The sequence below is a fragment of the Enterococcus sp. AZ035 genome (genome assembly GCF_050548325.1).
In the GTDB taxonomy this organism is placed as follows: domain Bacteria; phylum Bacillota; class Bacilli; order Lactobacillales; family Enterococcaceae; genus Enterococcus; species Enterococcus faecalis.
This window is the reverse complement of record NZ_CP172958.1, coordinates 486,378-503,165: the sequence shown is the minus strand read 5'-3', so window position 1 is coordinate 503,165 and position 16,788 is coordinate 486,378. Positions and strand designations below refer to the sequence as shown.

The following is a 16,788-nucleotide window of genomic DNA, read 5'->3' as shown; positions in this document are numbered from 1 at the left end:
TCTCTTCACCTCTACTTTTTAAATTCCTGGTACATCCGTCAACGTCCACAATAATTTTGTTTGATATTTCACGGCATCTTTAGGGGTTGACCCTGGTACTGATAGCGCAACATCTTTTGTAACATTAACATTGTGTACCGTATTGGTTTCATCGCGTTCTGCAACAACTTCTACTTTGCCCCAATAAGTAGCCCAGGTTCCTGCACCGGTTCCTTGCTTCGCAGCTGCCACTAGCGATGCGGTTCCTGGAACAAGGGCAATCTTATTTGTTGCCTCTGGTTTCACAACATTTTGCGCATTACTATTAACGGTCGGGTTAGCTAAAGAAATTTGCGCACCTGTCAACTGACTATTTAAAGTCGCCTTTGTTGCTTTAAATTGCTCCTTTTGCGTAACCGTTAAAGACCAACCACTATTGGTTCCTCTATTATCAGAAATTTGCACAAAATTTGGTGTTTCTTTTTGATTCTCTTGATATTGCTGTGCTCTTGCAAAATATACTTGGTCTTTATTCGAAATACGATTTTTCCCAAAGTCAAAACTTGAAGCATAATCAATAGACAGCGGTCCTTGGGTACCAGGATTGGGACCTTCTGGGTCTGTCGGATCAATTGGTTTGACTGGCTTTTCTGGATCGGGATTTTCTGGATCAACCGGCTCTGTCGGATCTACGTTCGGAATAAATTCTACTAAACCATTCGAACGATACTCTTTTGGCTCCTCTGCCTTCGCTTGTAAGGACCAACCAGCAACTGCAAATGTACTGCATAGAACGATTCCTGTGAATTGTTTTTTCATTGCTTTTCTCCTTTATTTAATTATTAGCGGGAGTATCTTCTAATGCCCAAACTAACTTCGTTGAATATTGTTGTGCAAGCTTTACAGATTTTCCGGGAACGAATAGTTGGACAGCTTCTTTATTTGTTGCTTCATTTGAACCAAAGCGATAAACCCAAGTCCCAACACCTGTTTCTTTTTTAGCGTTCATCGCTAGATTATTATTTACACCAGGTGTTAAGGAAATAGTACTACTGACTTCAGTAGGTTTATATTTTTCATCCACCATTGAGGCAGCTTCTGCCTTTGTAAACGTCAATTGAGCGCCGACTAGTTCTTCTCCAGTAGCTGTTTTAAATTGTTCAGGTTGGGAAAGCGTTAGTTTCCATCCTGCTAACGTTCCTCTTTTATCAGTTACTTGTACATAGGTTGGTTTTTTTGAACCATCTTTCATTTCATCTGGCGCAGCATAATACGTTTGATCTGCCGTAGAAATCTTTTGTGTACCAAATTTAAATTTTGACCCATAATCAATTGATAAGGCACCACCCGTTCCTGGCCCTGGAGGATCAATTGGGTCTACTGGATCAGTAGGATCGGGATTTTCTGGATCAACAGGCGGTGTGATTTCATTATCACCTGCTTCAAAAGTAATTGTGCCTTCTGTATTGTATTCTTTCGGAAAAGTTTCTGCTGCTGATGCGTTTATTGCTTGAAACCCTACGCCTAAAAGTATGGTTGCCGATGTAAGTAAAACAGTTTTTTTCATTAAATAAACTCCTTCTCTCGTTTCATTTTATTAATTAAATAAATGACTATCCCCAACAAACTAACTCCTATCAAGGAATACAGCGGATTTTCAGACTTGCCTGTTTTAGGTAAAACTGCTTGTCCAGAAGCAGCTAAATTGTTTCTTCCCTGTTCTTCTGATTGTTGGGTATACGCTACGTCATTTGACTCTTTTTCATTCTCATAAACGTAGGTACCATAGAAGCTCGCTTGACCATTTGATTCATAATTATTTTCTTCAGCCATAACGCTTTTTGTTTGCAACCCAATGATCAATAGCCCTAAACATACCAAACTAAACCTTTTTATGATTTTCATCTGAATTCCTCCTTCCCCATTTTCAACATTGACTGGCCCAGCCAATAAACATTATATAAAAGAAATATTTATTAGATTTTTTTATTTTTTTCAGACGCTTTTAAAAAATAAAATGGTTTTAGCTAAGAAAGCTTTAAAATCAACACTTTTAAAGACAAAAAAATAAACAAAAAAACTTCGAAAAATAATTTTCGAAGTTTTTTTGTTTATTTTTTTATTATTTTTATACTTCAACCGCTTCTAACAAAGCTAAACGTTCAGCAACTTCTGCTTCTGTTAAATTATGTTTTTTTACATAACGGTTGGCAGGATGCTGGCTACATTCTAATGAGCAGCCACCTAAATGTTTATGTTCATTTTCTTCTGAAGTTAAGATTTGACGATTACATTCTGGGTTTGCACAGTTAATGTAGCGTTCGCAAGGTGTCCCATCAAACCAGTCTTTCCCAATAACTTTTTTATCAACATGATTAATTTCGACACTGATTCGGTCATCAAAGACATACATTTTGCCGTCCCAAAGTTCGCCACGTGTTTCTGGATTTTTTCCATAGTTGGCGATACCACCATGCAATTGAGCAACATCTTCAAATCCTTCTTTTAATAACCAGCCAGAAAATTTTTCACAGCGAATCCCGCCAGTACAATAGGTAACAATTTTTTTATCCATAAATTGTTCTTTGTTCTCGCGAATCCATTGTGGTAATTCACGGAAGCTACGGATATCTGGGCGCACGGCACCACGGAAATGACCTAAATCATATTCATAATCGTTACGAGCATCGATTACAACAGTGTCTTCGTCTAATAAGGCTTCTTTAAATTCTGCAGGTTCCAAATATTTCCCCGTCGTTTCTAATGGATCAACGTCTTCTTCTAAGTTCAACGCCACTAATTCAGAACGTGGGCGAACAAACATTTTGCGGAAGGCCATTTCTTCTGCTGGATCAATTTTAAAGAATGTATCCTTAAAGCGCTCATCTGCTTGCATTGCTTCCATATACTTTTCTGTTTCTTCGACAGTACCAGATAACGTTCCGTTAATCCCTTCTGTCGCTACTAAAATACGGCCTTTTAAGTTTAATGATTTGCAAAAAGCTAGATGCTCTTTCGCAAAAGCTTCTGGATCTTCAATTGTTGTATATTTGTAATAAAGTAATACTTGGTATTTCATCTTGTTTTCCCCTTTTGTATAAAGTCATTCTATCCCATTATACGGTAAATAAAAAAGGGAAAGCGATTATTTTGCTTGTGTATTTACACACAATAAAAAAAGCCTGATAAACGGCGGGAACAGAACCAACACTACGCGTTGCTCCGATCTCAACAACTTCTAAGGTGTTTTCTCGACATGCGTCTCGTCACAGTACAGCCTTCAAAAGAGCTACAGCTCTAAGAGTTGCGATGTTTCACTGTGAAGCATGAACAGATGAAATCATCGTACCTACTTGGTGAAGGTCCTTCGGAACTTACAAGGATAAAACTGTGACGAGCCTTTGGCGAGAAAACAATAAGCCGAAATTGTTGAGAATCACGAAGAACGTAGTGATTCGATGATGAACAATACCTACTTGGTCTCCAAAAATTAAAGAACACCGGGTAGGTATCATGCAACATCAACTCGTTCCTCGTTGTGTTTTATGACAATTTTCGGAAATTTCTTCTTATTGCTGAGAAACACTATTTGCAAAGCAAATAGATGTTAATCAGTACCTACTTGGTTCTCGGAGCTAAACGGTTCTGTCCCGACCTCTTCTATATACTACTCCTTTTCAGAAGTCGCGGCGAGTTGTTCTTGCAATTCACCTAAAAGTTCAATTTGAATATTTTGGATTTTCACCAAATTTTCTAGTTGATTATTGATAATATAATCCATTTTCTCATGTAATAAATTAATTTCTACTTCTGCTTTTAAGTTAATTTTATAATCATTATTCGCTTGTTCTCTGTCACGGGCTTCTTGTCTGTTTTGACTCATCATAATAATCGGTGCTTGGATAGCTGCTAAACAAGATAAGGCGAGATTTAGCAAAATATAAGGATATTTGTCAAATGGTTGTCCCAATAAAGTGGTAGAGTTAATCACGATCCAAGCAATCAACACGAAGCAAAAGAAGCCAATAAACACCCAGCTACCGCCAAATTTAGCAATGGTATCCGCTGCTCGTTGGCCAAAGGTTAATTTCTTTTCCATCTTTTCATTCATATTATTGGAAATCAGCTTATCTTCTTTGATATGTTGAACCACCAATTCATTCAGTTGTTGGATTTTTTCAGAATCATTTGCGACCAATTGTTTCATGTAATCCAAACGATAATTAAGTAACTCCGCCAATGTAATCATCGATTCAGCTGTCAATTGTGGATTGTTTTGGAGAATAAAAGCTTGCGTTTCCTGTTCTATATCTTGAAGATAAATGTTTTTTTTCGTTGGTTCACCAATAACAACTTGTTTATTTTTTGATTGTTTCATCTTCGTCACTCCCTTTGATCGTTCTTCCCTTTATTTTAATATAAAGTCTCTCAGAAGAAACCTAAAAAGGCTTTGGGAGTGATCGTTGTTACTTCTGCTTTAAAATTTAACAGTTAAATTGGTTACATCATGGAACAACGAACCAATTAATTCTTTGTATTTCGCTGGATTCACACAGTTAGTTAGCAATATGACCCCTGTCTTCATATCTTTTGAAAATAAAACCAGGGCTTGTTGACCCGCTTCAACGCCGTGTAAACGTAAATAATTATCATGAACATAGATGCCGCCATGATAAGAGCTTTGCTGAGAAGACGTCCATAATTTTTGCAAAAGTGCGGTGGAAACTAAATGTCCACTCGTTAATTGATGTAAGTACCAATACAAATCACCTGTCGTCATATCCACATTACCAGTCCCAAATTCATGGGCAAAACTAGCTGCAGGAATTGAGAGCACTTGGTTATATGAATTATCTTCTGTCCATTTATAACTTGTTGAATTATTGGGCTGTTCCAATAAGGTTTCATAGAAGCCAAAATTCTTTAAACCAGCCGTTTTGTGATAAAGATTATTAAATAATTCTTGATAGGTACGTTGATACATTTTCTCTAACATTCCTGCTAAAAGGACAAAATTTACTGGGGAATAATTGTATTTTCCTTTATTGACTTGAATGGTATTTTGTTTAACAAATTGAATAATTTCTTCATCGGTAACGATATTATTAGGCATTGCTGATAACTTTAAACCACTTGTCATATTCAACATATCGCTAATCGTAATATCCTCAGCACCTTGAATTTGCGGATAAAACGTAGCGAGTTTTGTATCTAATGTAAGTTTACCTTCTTCAATTGCTTTTAAGATCAAGGTTGTGGTAAAAGATTTTTGAATTGAGCCAATCTGAAACCTTGTGTTTGGCGTGTTGGCTTGTTGCTTTTCAAAATTGGCAAAGCCATATCCTTTATTTACTAAAACCTGATCATCTTTAATGATCAAAGCCGAACCAATATAATTTGTTTCTTGAATTTTTTGATCAAGTTCGCCACTATCTGGTGCAACTATTTCTTTCGTTAAATTCGCATAATTATCACTTCGGCGATCTTCTTCCAAGACCACTTTCGATTCTTGACTAACTTGTGAATCTCTAGTGAAAAAGAACGTTTTTATTAAATAACCACTACCACCAATCACCACCAACAAACATACTATAAAAAGCCAATTCACTCCTCCATGTCTTTTCTTTGCATGTCGTTTACGCATACCGCTTACCTCCGCCTATTCTATTAACAGCATTATCATACGCTATATTTTCATGAAAATTACAGATTTTAGTAAAATTTATAAAACTTTCAACTTTTATAAAAAACAGCTTGGCACCGGAATCTAGATTGATTCTGGTGCCAAGCTGTTTTTTATTTACTTTCTTGCCCCATCACAGCAAAGTAATTATCATCGTTATCTGCAAAATTAAAAACTAAGCCTGTTGGCAATTGAACCATTTCACCAACAGTAACGCCAGCCTCTTGCATTTTTTTATAGAGACCAATGATATCATCGCTAGCAAACATTAAAGAAGGGGTATTCCCCGCCACTTCTGGTGAATGTTTTTGAATAAAGGCCAAATCATATAAAACAATAATCGCTTCTGCTGATTCACTTGGTGCAATTTCTACCACCAATGTGCCGTCAACTTCCTCTCTTTCCTTTTCAACAAAGCCAAACGTTTGCCAAAATTGACTAGATTCCTCAACATTATTCACATATAACATAATCTTTACTTGGTTTGAAAACATTCCTTCACGTCCTTTTGAATTTAGTTAACAACTTATTATATACGTTCTTTTAAATAATTACTGCACTTTCGCTTAAAATTCAAAAAAAGTGTTTGAGCAAGACATTGCTCAAACACTTTTCGTTTTATTGATTTAGATATTTGCATCTAAGACAACGTCGCGATCATTTAAGACATCACGATCTAATTCATGAATACGAGCACTTGTTAACACGCCTGCAACCATACTATCGTTAACGTTAACAGCTGTCCGCGCCATGTCAATAAGTGGTTCAACTGAAATTACTAAACCAACAATTGCAACTGGTAAGTTCATTGCGCCTAAAACGATTAGAGAAGCAAAGGTTGCTCCGCCGCCGACACCGGCTACGCCAAATGAACTGATTGTGACAACTGCTACTAACATTAAAATAAATTGTAAACTAAAGACATCAATTCCAACAGTTGGTGCAACGATGGTTGCTAACATAGCTGGATAAACGCCGGCACAACCATTTTGTCCAATAGATAAACCGAAACTACCAGCAAAGTTTGCTGTGGCATCATCGACACCTAATGCTTTGGTTTGTGTTTCAATATTTAATGGTAAAGCTCCTGCACTTGAACGAGAAGTAAAAGCAAAGCTCAAGACTGGAAAAACTTTTTTTAGATACGTAACTGGATTGACTTTTAAAGTAATTAAAATCAGCATGTGAATGGCAAAAACAATGATTAAGGCCACATATGATGCCAACACAAATTTACCTAAGTTAATAATCGCAACAAAATCACTTGTTGCTACAACATTAATCATTAACGCTAACACGCCATAAGGGGTCAAGCGTAAAACTAAGGTAACAATTCGCATGGTAATTTTATATAAACTATCAATTAAATTTGCAAAAAATTCAGCTTCTTTTGGCGCTTTACGACGAACGCCTAAATAAGCGACACCAACAAACGCAGCAAAGATTACCACCCCAATGGTACTCATTGGTCGTGTTCCCGCAAAGTCAGCAAAGACATTTTTAGGAATGAATGAAACGATTTGTTGGGGAATCGTCAAATCTTGAATCGCATCTTGACGCGTCGCTAACTCGGCAATTCTTGACGTTTCTGCAGCACCTTGCGTGAATTTTGCCCCTTGAAGACCAAACGCTAAGGTTGTTCCAATCCCCACCAAGGCAGCTACTGCTGTTGTTCCTAGTAAGGTGGCTAACACATTAAAGCTAATTTTTCCTAATTTATTGGATTCTTTCATTTTTGTAAATGCACCTACAATAGATACAAATACTAACGGAATTACGAGCATTTGTAGAAACGCTACATAACCATTACCTACAATCCCGATCCATTCCATTGATTGCGTAGTAATTTTACTGTCTGTACCAAAAGCAAATTGAATAATTGCACCTAAAACAATCCCCACGCCCAATGCTGAAAAGACACGTGTTGAGAATTTTAAATGTTTCTTTTGCATTTGGTAGAAACCGAATAACACAGCAATAAATGCAAGGATCACTAATACAGTGATGAATGTTGTCATTTTAGTTCCTCCCTATGTTTTTAATGACAAGTACATCAAAGGAAGTAAAGGTTCCCGGTACTCACTCTCCAGTAAATACCCTGAAAACAGCAAACTGTTTCCAGTGATAGTTCTATTGTACCTTATTTTATAGCAAATAGTGGGATAATTTGCTTACTTTTTGATAGAAAATAACCGTTGTGATAGTTTAAAACTATCACCAAGCGTTGTTTTACTAGTCACTGTAAAAATAATTTGTTTTTTGTCCTCTTTCTTTTAAGCTGACGTGGTATACTTAGTTCTAGGAGGTGTAAGCGTATGCAAAAAATTTGTTGGATCCTTTCTGTCAACCGTGATGGAGCGACGTTGTTTGTGGGGAGCCCTGCAAATGGAGGTCCTTGGCTCTTTTCAAATAAAGAGCAGCAAAACATCAAAGCCTTTTTTCAACCAACCTATGAAATTGACTTTATCAGTTATGATGTTCTTTCAGAGGAAGTACCAGAAGCTGCGTTCATTTTGTACAATGAAATGCTCGCTCCCTATCTTCCCGAAAAAATCACCAAAGTTGGTCAGCCGATTGCTTATGTGGATATCGCTACAAAAAATTATGAACAGTTTAAAAAAGCTTTGGTTGCTAAATCTTCACAAGAATAAAAACAGCGTTTATAACGGAATCCGTTATAAACGCTGTTTTTAAAGTTTAAGCTTCTTCTGATTGTTGAAAATTCAATTGAACACCTGGACGATCCAGAGCAATTTCAGTTACTTCATAAGATAAACGTTCGACGATGCTAAATAAAGGACGCACAAGTTCATCGACTTCTTCTTGCGAAATATCTTCTTGTTTTTCAATTTTACGATCAATAATGTGATTAATTTGGCTAATCGCCCCTGATAAAACAAATTCGTCAAAGACAATTCGAAATTCTAAGCGAGCAACAAGTGCTGAGCTATTTTCTGGATAATTTTCTTCTTCTACTTCAATTGGTGAAAAACTGACACGTAAATCTGTCTCTACTTCTGAATCAGGTACTCGCATATCATAGTGATACGCTTCAACAATTTCTTGTTGGCGTTTAATTTCCATTGTTTTTTCTCTCCTTTTTTAACAAGATATTCCCCTTTTAGAATATCCAATGGTTTCTTTTCTCAAGTATACCACAAGTCCGAAAGTTGCCTAGACCAAAAAACACAGAAGATCAGACTTTTTTGATAAATTGATTTTGACAGTTTGAACAAGTGACTTTGATTGTTCCTCGTCCTTTCGGCGCACGTAATGACTGCTGACATTTTGGACATTTAAAATAACGATACTCTTTCTGAGTCATATGTCGCTTGCGAAAAGCATGAACCTTTTGCATTAGGCGTTGTTTTCGAAGAATAAACCATTGATTTTCATTCAATCGCGGGTGAATATGTTTTGAAAAAAAGCGATAATACACGTAGGCGACTGTGATTAAAATCAATAACCGAACCCAAAGATAGCCAGTAAAAATATTGATGAGCGCCAGCACGACACTTGTTAGCAACAGCGTTCGATTCAATTCATCGAACCGGGCATAACGTCCTTGTAAAAATCGTTGCGCTTTTTTGCGCCAACGTAGAATGCGTTCAAACCAAATTTGGCTCATTTATCTTCCTTCTTTCGAGCATTATTTTTTGAATAAATGATTGATTTACAGAAACTTTCAATCAAAATTTACACTTACTAAGTCCAAATTTTGAACAACTGTCGGTTATTTTCGATGGTATACTTCTAGAGAAGTCAGGTCAACCGATGAATGACTTCGTTGATAATAGCTACCGCTATTTTATACAAACTTAAACTGTCGATAGATAGATTATCCGATTTTAACTTAGGGGAAGGTTAAAATCCGATTCTATAATTTAGCACTACACTCCTTTATTTAGTAGCAACTTTAGCCTATCTATCCACATTTTAAGTCAAAAAGAAGCAAGTCCGGACTTGCTTCTTTTTATTTATCTTTCTAATTCTTCAATTTTCTTCTCAATTAACGCCAAGACATATTGACACGCTTCAGGATCTTCGACAAAATCATATTTATCGCCATCAATTTGAATTTTAGGACTTTCATCATAGTCTTCATACCATTGATCATAACGCTCGTTCAACATTTGATAGTAATCATACAACGTTGGATCTGTCTCAATTTGTTCATAAGGACGGCCACGTTTTTTGATGCGTTCCAACATTTTGGGAAATGAAATACGAATGTGAACTAACAAATCAGGTCTTTTTTTATGCGCAGCATAAGGCAATTCTTGGAGCATGTTTTGTAATAAGTCATCGTACACTTTGACCTCTGTTTCGTTGGCACGACCTAAATCTGCATTTAAATGAAAAAGTAATGAATCTTCATAAATCGAGCGATCCAATACATTATTTTCATGCGTTAATGCTTGTTTAATACTATCAAAACGTTTATTTAAAAAATAAATTTGTAATAAAAATGCGTACTTTTCCGGTTCCGCATAAAATAAAGGTAATACCTCATTATCATCAACTGATTCGTAAAAGGCTTCTGAACCTAAACGGTTTGCAATTAAAGCTGTTAAACTAGATTTACCAGCGCCAATCGTACCTGCTAAAACAATCACTGCCATCGAACTCCCTACCTATTTTTTTCCATTTTATTTTTTATCTTCAACCAATTAAACATACCAAAAATTGAGTTAAAAGTATACATACAATACATAACAAATATCGCATAATCACCACCAGCGTGCGTCCCTGCTCGGAACCATAACAAAATTGAAAAAATATTTCCTAGTAGCCAAAACACGAATTGCGATTGATAACGTTTAATCATCAATAACATCCCTGTCGCTGAAACACTGAACGTGATTGCATCTAATGTTTGTTGCGCATCATTTACAAAGCCTAACAAAATATATGCAGCTACGCCAATGAGCAGCCACGTGAAAAAGGCATACAACCACTGAATACCTTTTAAAACTTTTACTTCGGTTACTTGACCCGAGCCATCCTCGCTAGCCCGAAGCCAAGCATAAAGCCCTGTAATGTCCATAATAATATAGAAGCTTTGTAAAAGAACTTCCGCATATACCCGTGTCACTAACCCAAAATAGCCAATAATCACTGCACTGATTAACCCAAAAATGTAATTGCTGACTTTTCCTTGGGCAATTAAATTCACACAAATGATGCCGGCTAAACCACCTACTAACGTAATCCAATTCGATGGATTGATAGCGAACGCAACCAACTGTACCCCCACCATCAAAGCTAAAAACAAGTAACTTCTCGTTTCCCAACCTTTAAAATCATTCACCAAAAAATTCTTATTCACGACAAATTTCCGACCTTCCTAAAACCAAACTTTTCTCTGTTGACGTCTCAATAAGAGTACTCCGTTTTAAAAAACAAGTCAATCAGATTTCGGAATAAAAAGAAGATTTTAATACTATATATTGATTCGAAAAATATCAAAACACTACATATAGTTATTAAGCAAGCTTTCTGATATCCTTTATTGCCACAATATTTTCTTCATCTTGTTTTAATCTTCTATGTATTCATGGATTTGTTTCCATCTAATAATTCCTGCAGCAGAACCCTTTACGACGGTAGCGCTTCAAATTAATATTGCGAAAGCGGAAGCAACCGCACATATTTATACTTCAAACACAGCCATCGTTCACTCTTTTTATTGAAATGCTTAAAAATTGATGGCCTTATTTCTCGAATCTGGCCACTTATTAACTTATTACATGAAAACATTCGCCTAAAAAAGCAAAAAAAAACGACTCACCTAAATAATCGACCTACAAACAATTCCTTTCATTTGTAGGTCGATTATCTTTATTAGGTTTGATACGGATGTTTCGCCATTCCTAGTTTCCCTTTACTGCTCATCTCTATTTATTTTTTTACTGTTTGCCAACAGCTCGTTGTCTGAAAGTACTATCCGTCCTTTTGTACTTTGTTCAAAGCTGTAAGCTTGCTCAAATAACGTTTGCTCTTTATTGGCAGTTTGTGTAAAAGTCAGCCCATAAGGTTGTCCTTCACTGTTTTTCGCCAAAGGAACAGTCAATTCAGGATATCCTGCCACAGCACTTAAACCCGTACCTTCAGAATCAATAAAGGCATATCCGTCTAATTGTTGTTTTTTTAGCAACGCATCAAACGTTTGCTGTGCTTTTTTAATGGTTGTTTGAATGATTTCTTTATCTGGTTGTTTCTTTTTAACATCTGCTTCTAATAAATCTTGCCCATACTTGGCACGAACCTTTTTATCTTGTTGATTATACGCAATTAGTTCCTCCAGTGTTTTAAATGGTAAGTCATAACGTTTCGCAAATTCTTCCAATGCAAACTTAAATTCATTGGAAATAACTTTCCCACCATCAATCCCTTCCATGTCTGGCGTTACCGGAATCACTTCTGCTCCTGCTTTTTGGAGGGCCTTTTTAGCAGCCGTAAATTCTTCTTCAGCACTTGGCATTTCTAGCAACCCAATGCGTTGACCTTGTAAGTTATTTTTAGTAAATTTCGTTGAATCAATGCTCGGAACCGTGTCTTTCTTAAACGCATTATAGCCTTGCGCAGCATCAACGACACTTCGGGCAATCGGGCCAACTGTATCTAATGACGGTGCCAATGGCAAAACACCTTCGCCACTTACTGAACTGTGGGTCGGTTTAAAACCAACCACTGATTGATGAGAAGCGGGGGAAACAATCGATCCCATCGTCTCAGTGCCTAAAGAGAAGGCGCCGATATTCATCGTCACACTAGCCCCACTCCCAGAACTTGAACCTGAAGGTGTTATTTTGAGCGGCCCATAAGGATTAAGTGTTTGTCCATGCTTGGAACTATAGCCACTTGGTGCTTTCATTGACATATAATTCGCTAGTTCAGATAAGTTTACTTTTCCTAAAATCAAAGCTTGCGCCTCTGTTAACTTCTTAACTACTTCCGCATCTTCCTTAGGCTTGAACGTGCGTAAGGCATAAGCTCCTGCACTCGAAATCATGTTGGTCGTATTTATATTTTCTTTCAAAGTCACAGGAATACCATACAAAGGCTTCTTCGGTGTTTGAGAGGCTTGCTGGTCAAATGCCTTGGCTTCCTTAATTGCTTGCGGATTGATTTCAGAGATGCTGTTCATGCCATTATCTATTTGATCGAACTGTAAAATACGGTCCAAATAAAACGCCGTAAGTTCTTCATAGGTCAATGTTCCGTTGGCAATCGCTTGCTGTAATTCAGTGATATTTTTTTCAATAATCAACGGTGCTTTGGTCCGAGCTTTTTGTACATCTGTTTCTTTTAATTGGTCTTCAATCGTTTTAACGATTCTCTCTTGATTGTACATTGCTGGGGTTTCTGCCTCAGGAGTGAACTTTTTGAGTATAAACCAATACGCTGCAGCGCCTATTATGACTAACAAAACAGCAATTATTCCGATTACTTTTAAAAATTTAGACATTTTTATCCTCCTATACCATTTAAAGATTATCTTACTATGTTTATTTTTGCATGACAACTAACAGTTTTGTTCGTTAAAAAGACAAAATAGAGAGTAGGACATCTGTCAAAACGACCGATGTCCTACTCTCTAACGATTAAGATAGTCCGCTAAATGCGTTTGTTTTAGTCTTTTGTAAAAGTTAAATACTGAGAATTTATTGTGTAATTCGTGTACCACTTTCTCCTTTGATTGCTTCCGAAGCTAATTCTAAAAGCCCGATAATCGCCTGGCGGTTTGGTTTACTTTCTGCAAAACTGATGGCCGCTTCCACCTTAGGTAACATACTACCTGGCGCAAATTGATTTTCTTCTATATATTGTTGCATTGCCGTAACCGTAACATCGGTCAAAGCTTGTTGATTTGCTTGACCAAAGTTAACAAAAACATGTTCCACTGCAGTTAATACCACAAAAACATCTGCTTCAATGAGTTCAGCCATTTTTGCTGCCGCAAAGTCTTTATCAATGACTGCATCTACACCATGATAGACTGGACCATCATAGGCAATAGGAACCCCGCCACCACCACAAGCAATTACGATTTGTCCTGCATCAACAAGTGTTCGCAAGCTAACTTTTTCGTAAATATCAATTGGTTTTGGTGAAGGAACTACCCGTCGCCAGCCTCGACCCGCATCTTCTTGATAGACGTTCCCAGTTTCCGCCATCAACTGTTTGGCTGTTTCTTCGTCATAATAACCACCAATTGGTTTTGTTGGTTTTGTAAACGCTGGGTCTTTTGGATCCACCACGACTTGTGTAATTAACGTAACAACTGGTTGTTCCCCTAAATTTCTGGCTACTAGTTCTTCATCAATTGCTTGTTGTAAATGATAGCCAATATAGCCTTGGCTCATTGCTGTGCATTCAGGAAACGGTACGACATCTTCTGGAGATTGACTCGTTTCCTCAAAAGCTAAGCGAATTTTGCCAACTTGTGGCCCGTTGCCATGAGCAATCACCACTTGATGGCCTTGTTCAATTAAATCAACAATGGATTTTGCAGCGGTTTGTGCTTTTGCCAATTGTTCTTTCGAAGAATTTCCTAACGCATTTCCACCTAATGCAATCACTATTTTTGACATCTGTTTCCCTCCTAGCGCTTTGGTTCTTGTTGTGTGATACAGTGAATATTGCCGCCCCCATAAACAACTTCTACCGTATTAACGCCGACAATTTTTTTATCTGGGAACATCGTTTGAACTTGCTCTAAAGCCAAATGATCATTTTCATCACCATACTGTGGCACAATCACGCCATCATTTGTAATTAAAAAGTTCATATAGGATGCGATACAAATATCGCCGTCTTCTCGTGGCATGGTTCCTTCCACGAAATCAATTTTGAAGGAGCCTTTAATGGTTACATTTTTGACAGGACAGCATAATTTGTGGACTTTTAATTGGCGTCCTTTAGCATCAGTCATTTTAAGCAAACGTTGATACGCATCTTGTGCCGCTTCATAAAATGGGCTATTTTGATCTTCAGTGTAAATACAAGCCACTTCACCAGGTGCAATAAAACAAGCTACATCATCCACATGACCATTGGTTTCTTCTGGGTCAATTCCATCACCTAGCCAAAGAACTTTTTCAACATTTAAATAGTCGCATAATTTTTGTTCGATTGCTTCTTTTGAAAGTTGTGGATTTCGACCTTCACTTAATAAGCACATTTCTGTAGTCAAGACTGTTCCTTGTCCATCTACGTGGAATGAACCGCCTTCTAAAACAAAATCATCTGTACGATAAGAATCTACATGCTCAATTTCACAAATTTTTTGTGCAACCAAATCGTCTTGGTCCCAAGGGAAATATAAACCATCTACTAATCCCCCCCAAGCATTGAATGTCCAATCCACACCACGGATTTCTCCATGGTCGTTAATGACAAATGATGGTCCACAATCACGAACCCAGGCATCATTGTTTGACATTTCGTAAACCTTAATTTCTGGCGGCAATTGGCGACGGCAATTTTGAAATTGTTGTTGAGAAACCACCACATTCATCGGTGTAAATTGACTAATTGCTTTGGCCACATTAGTAAAAGCTTCTTGGACAGGTTTACCACCATCACGCCAATTATCCGGTCTTTCTGGCCAAATCATCCAAACTTTCTCTTGTGGTTCAAATTCTCCTGGCATTCTAAAGCCATCTTGTTTAGGGGTACTTCCTACAATTCGTTTAGCCATTTTCTTTCGTTCCCTTCTTAATTTTTTTCACGTAAATAATTACTTCACCAAACAGAATAAAAATGATTGCCCCAATTGTGATTGGTAATTTTTCATTTAATGCTGCGGGACTAAAATCTAAAGGCACTGCTGTGAAAATCAGTGAAATAATAATCATAATCATTGGCAAAACCACTAAAACTTTTAAAAATCCTGGTTTTCCGTTAACTTTAAACGGACGTGGTGTATCGGGATCAATTTTTCTAAGCTTATAAAAAGCTGGGAAAACTGGGATATACGATAACAAGAATAGGACGACATTCAAGGAGAAAAAGGCCCAGAATAAATCTTGATTAGGTAAAATTGGTGCTAATACAATGACCACCGATGCCACAATGCCATTCATCAAAGCAGCCCCAATTGGCATGTCATTTTTCTTACTACGTTTTTCAAAAAATTTAGGCATGTCACCATTTTCAGCAGCATAACAAGCTGTATTATTGACTCCTAATGACCAAGAAATCATGTTTCCGAACAACGTAAGAAGGAATAGGAAAGCCATCAACATAATGAACCAACCTTCTGTCGAGCCTGTCAATAGTTTAAAGCTATCCATCATACCACTGCCGGTACTAATTTGATCGGTGGGAATCGCTACCCCAATTCCAAAGGCTGAAAAAATATAAATGGCCGCAATGACTAACCCCGCTGCTACAATAGCTTGTGGAATTTGCTTCTTAGGATTTTCCATATCATCTGCAAACGTACAGATGACTTCAAACCCTAACAAATTAAAAATGATTACAGAAATAAAAGATAAACTCCTTAAGTCAAACGTTGGCAGCATTGATTTCAAGGTAAATTCATTGGCAACACCTTTCGTCAAGGCTACATACAATCCTAGCCCACCAATTAAGACAGCTAAAACCATCTTGATTACGGCAGCTCCATTTAGAATCCAGATACTGTCGCTGACTGGATAAAAACTAATCCAAACCACAATCCAAGTAAAAATTAATTCAACAATAATCATCATCGGTGTTGAAAACTTAATACCTGTAATTGTCGTTAATAGTTCTGGCGTCATAACGGCTAATGAAGCTAGCCACAATGGATAATTAATCCAATAATACCAAGAAACTCTGGCACCCCAACGATGACCATATGCTTTGGTCACCCAATCATAGATGCCCCCTTCACCAATATAAGTTGTTCCTAATTCTGATGAAATTAACCCATATGGCAATAGGAATGCAATTAATAAGAAAATCCACCAAAAAAACTGAGAATTACCAATTGCAGCAACAGGCGCCGCTGCTTCAGCAACGAAAACCACACAGATCACTGATAAAATGGCACTCGTTAAACTAAATTTCTTTTTCCCCTCCATGAAGACTCTTCCTCTCTTTATAAACTGTCCACTGATTCATTTTTTCAATCA

Annotated in this window: 17 protein-coding genes; 1 reads left to right on the top strand and 16 read right to left on the bottom strand. The window is 37.2% G+C overall.

Going from position 1 to position 16,788, the window contains the following annotated elements:
* Window positions 1-18: 18 nt before the first annotated feature.
* The 8 genes from IGL32_RS02490 to IGL32_RS02455 form a co-directional block, all read right to left on the bottom strand.
* Complete coding sequence (locus tag IGL32_RS02490) at window positions 19-798, bottom strand: WxL domain-containing protein (protein WP_002355607.1); 780 nt, start codon at window positions 796-798, stop codon at window positions 19-21.
* 16 nt (window positions 799-814) lie between these two features.
* On the bottom strand, window positions 815-1,546 hold the full coding sequence (locus tag IGL32_RS02485; protein WP_002361269.1) for a WxL domain-containing protein: 732 nt from the start codon (window positions 1,544-1,546) through the stop codon (window positions 815-817).
* Entirely contained in the window at window positions 1,546-1,929 is a 384-nt protein-coding gene (locus tag IGL32_RS02480; RefSeq protein WP_167591296.1) for an LPXTG cell wall anchor domain-containing protein, read from the bottom strand. The genes IGL32_RS02485 and IGL32_RS02480 overlap by 1 nt, the downstream gene beginning before the upstream one ends.
* 178 nt (window positions 1,930-2,107) lie before the next feature.
* Window positions 2,108-3,058, bottom strand: coding sequence for a rhodanese-related sulfurtransferase (locus IGL32_RS02475; RefSeq protein ID WP_002355603.1), 951 nt, complete (start codon window positions 3,056-3,058; stop codon window positions 2,108-2,110).
* A gap of 588 nt (window positions 3,059-3,646) precedes the next feature.
* Window positions 3,647-4,357: a DUF1003 domain-containing protein gene (locus IGL32_RS02470; protein WP_002386953.1), complete on the bottom strand. Its 711-nt coding sequence runs from the start codon at window positions 4,355-4,357 to the stop codon at window positions 3,647-3,649.
* Window positions 4,358-4,456: 99 nt separating this feature from the next.
* Entirely contained in the window at window positions 4,457-5,623 is a 1,167-nt protein-coding gene (locus tag IGL32_RS02465; RefSeq protein WP_002386952.1) for a serine hydrolase domain-containing protein, read from the bottom strand.
* Between the two features lie 152 nt (window positions 5,624-5,775).
* Window positions 5,776-6,156, bottom strand: a complete 381-nt coding sequence (locus tag IGL32_RS02460) for a VOC family protein (protein WP_002358720.1) — start codon at window positions 6,154-6,156, stop codon at window positions 5,776-5,778.
* A gap of 132 nt (window positions 6,157-6,288) precedes the next feature.
* Complete coding sequence (locus IGL32_RS02455; protein WP_002355598.1) at window positions 6,289-7,680, bottom strand: L-cystine transporter; 1,392 nt, start codon at window positions 7,678-7,680, stop codon at window positions 6,289-6,291.
* Window positions 7,681-7,977: 297 nt separating this feature from the next.
* Between IGL32_RS02455 and IGL32_RS02450 the strand changes: the two genes are divergently transcribed.
* Window positions 7,978-8,313 (top strand): hypothetical protein, encoded by a 336-nt coding sequence (locus IGL32_RS02450; protein WP_002358719.1) that lies wholly within the window; start codon window positions 7,978-7,980, stop codon window positions 8,311-8,313.
* A 46-nt stretch (window positions 8,314-8,359) separates the two neighbouring features.
* Here IGL32_RS02450 and IGL32_RS02445 read toward each other — a convergent pair whose 3' ends face one another.
* From IGL32_RS02445 to IGL32_RS02410, 8 genes are all read right to left on the bottom strand, one after another.
* Window positions 8,360-8,746 (bottom strand): DUF1149 family protein, encoded by a 387-nt coding sequence (locus tag IGL32_RS02445; protein WP_002358717.1) that lies wholly within the window; start codon window positions 8,744-8,746, stop codon window positions 8,360-8,362.
* A 112-nt stretch (window positions 8,747-8,858) separates the two neighbouring features.
* A complete protein-coding gene (locus IGL32_RS02440) occupies window positions 8,859-9,290 on the bottom strand; it encodes a hypothetical protein (protein WP_002386950.1) in 432 nt (143 codons plus the stop codon).
* 349 nt (window positions 9,291-9,639) lie between these two features.
* A complete protein-coding gene (locus IGL32_RS02435) occupies window positions 9,640-10,284 on the bottom strand; it encodes a deoxynucleoside kinase (RefSeq protein WP_002355594.1) in 645 nt (214 codons plus the stop codon).
* Window positions 10,285-10,292: 8 nt separating this feature from the next.
* A complete protein-coding gene (gene pnuC, locus IGL32_RS02430; protein WP_002364798.1) occupies window positions 10,293-10,991 on the bottom strand; it encodes a nicotinamide riboside transporter PnuC in 699 nt (232 codons plus the stop codon).
* A gap of 555 nt (window positions 10,992-11,546) precedes the next feature.
* Window positions 11,547-13,133, bottom strand: a complete 1,587-nt coding sequence (locus IGL32_RS02425; protein WP_002386948.1) for an amidase family protein — start codon at window positions 13,131-13,133, stop codon at window positions 11,547-11,549.
* 196 nt (window positions 13,134-13,329) lie between these two features.
* Entirely contained in the window at window positions 13,330-14,259 is a 930-nt protein-coding gene (gene arcC / locus IGL32_RS02420; RefSeq protein WP_002363186.1) for a carbamate kinase, read from the bottom strand.
* 11 nt (window positions 14,260-14,270) lie between these two features.
* On the bottom strand, window positions 14,271-15,368 hold the full coding sequence (gene aguA, locus IGL32_RS02415) for an agmatine deiminase (RefSeq protein ID WP_156210137.1): 1,098 nt from the start codon (window positions 15,366-15,368) through the stop codon (window positions 14,271-14,273).
* On the bottom strand, window positions 15,361-16,737 hold the full coding sequence (locus tag IGL32_RS02410) for an APC family permease (RefSeq protein WP_002355588.1): 1,377 nt from the start codon (window positions 16,735-16,737) through the stop codon (window positions 15,361-15,363). Before IGL32_RS02410 ends, aguA begins: the two co-directional genes overlap by 8 nt.
* Between the last annotated feature and the right edge of the window lie 51 nt (window positions 16,738-16,788).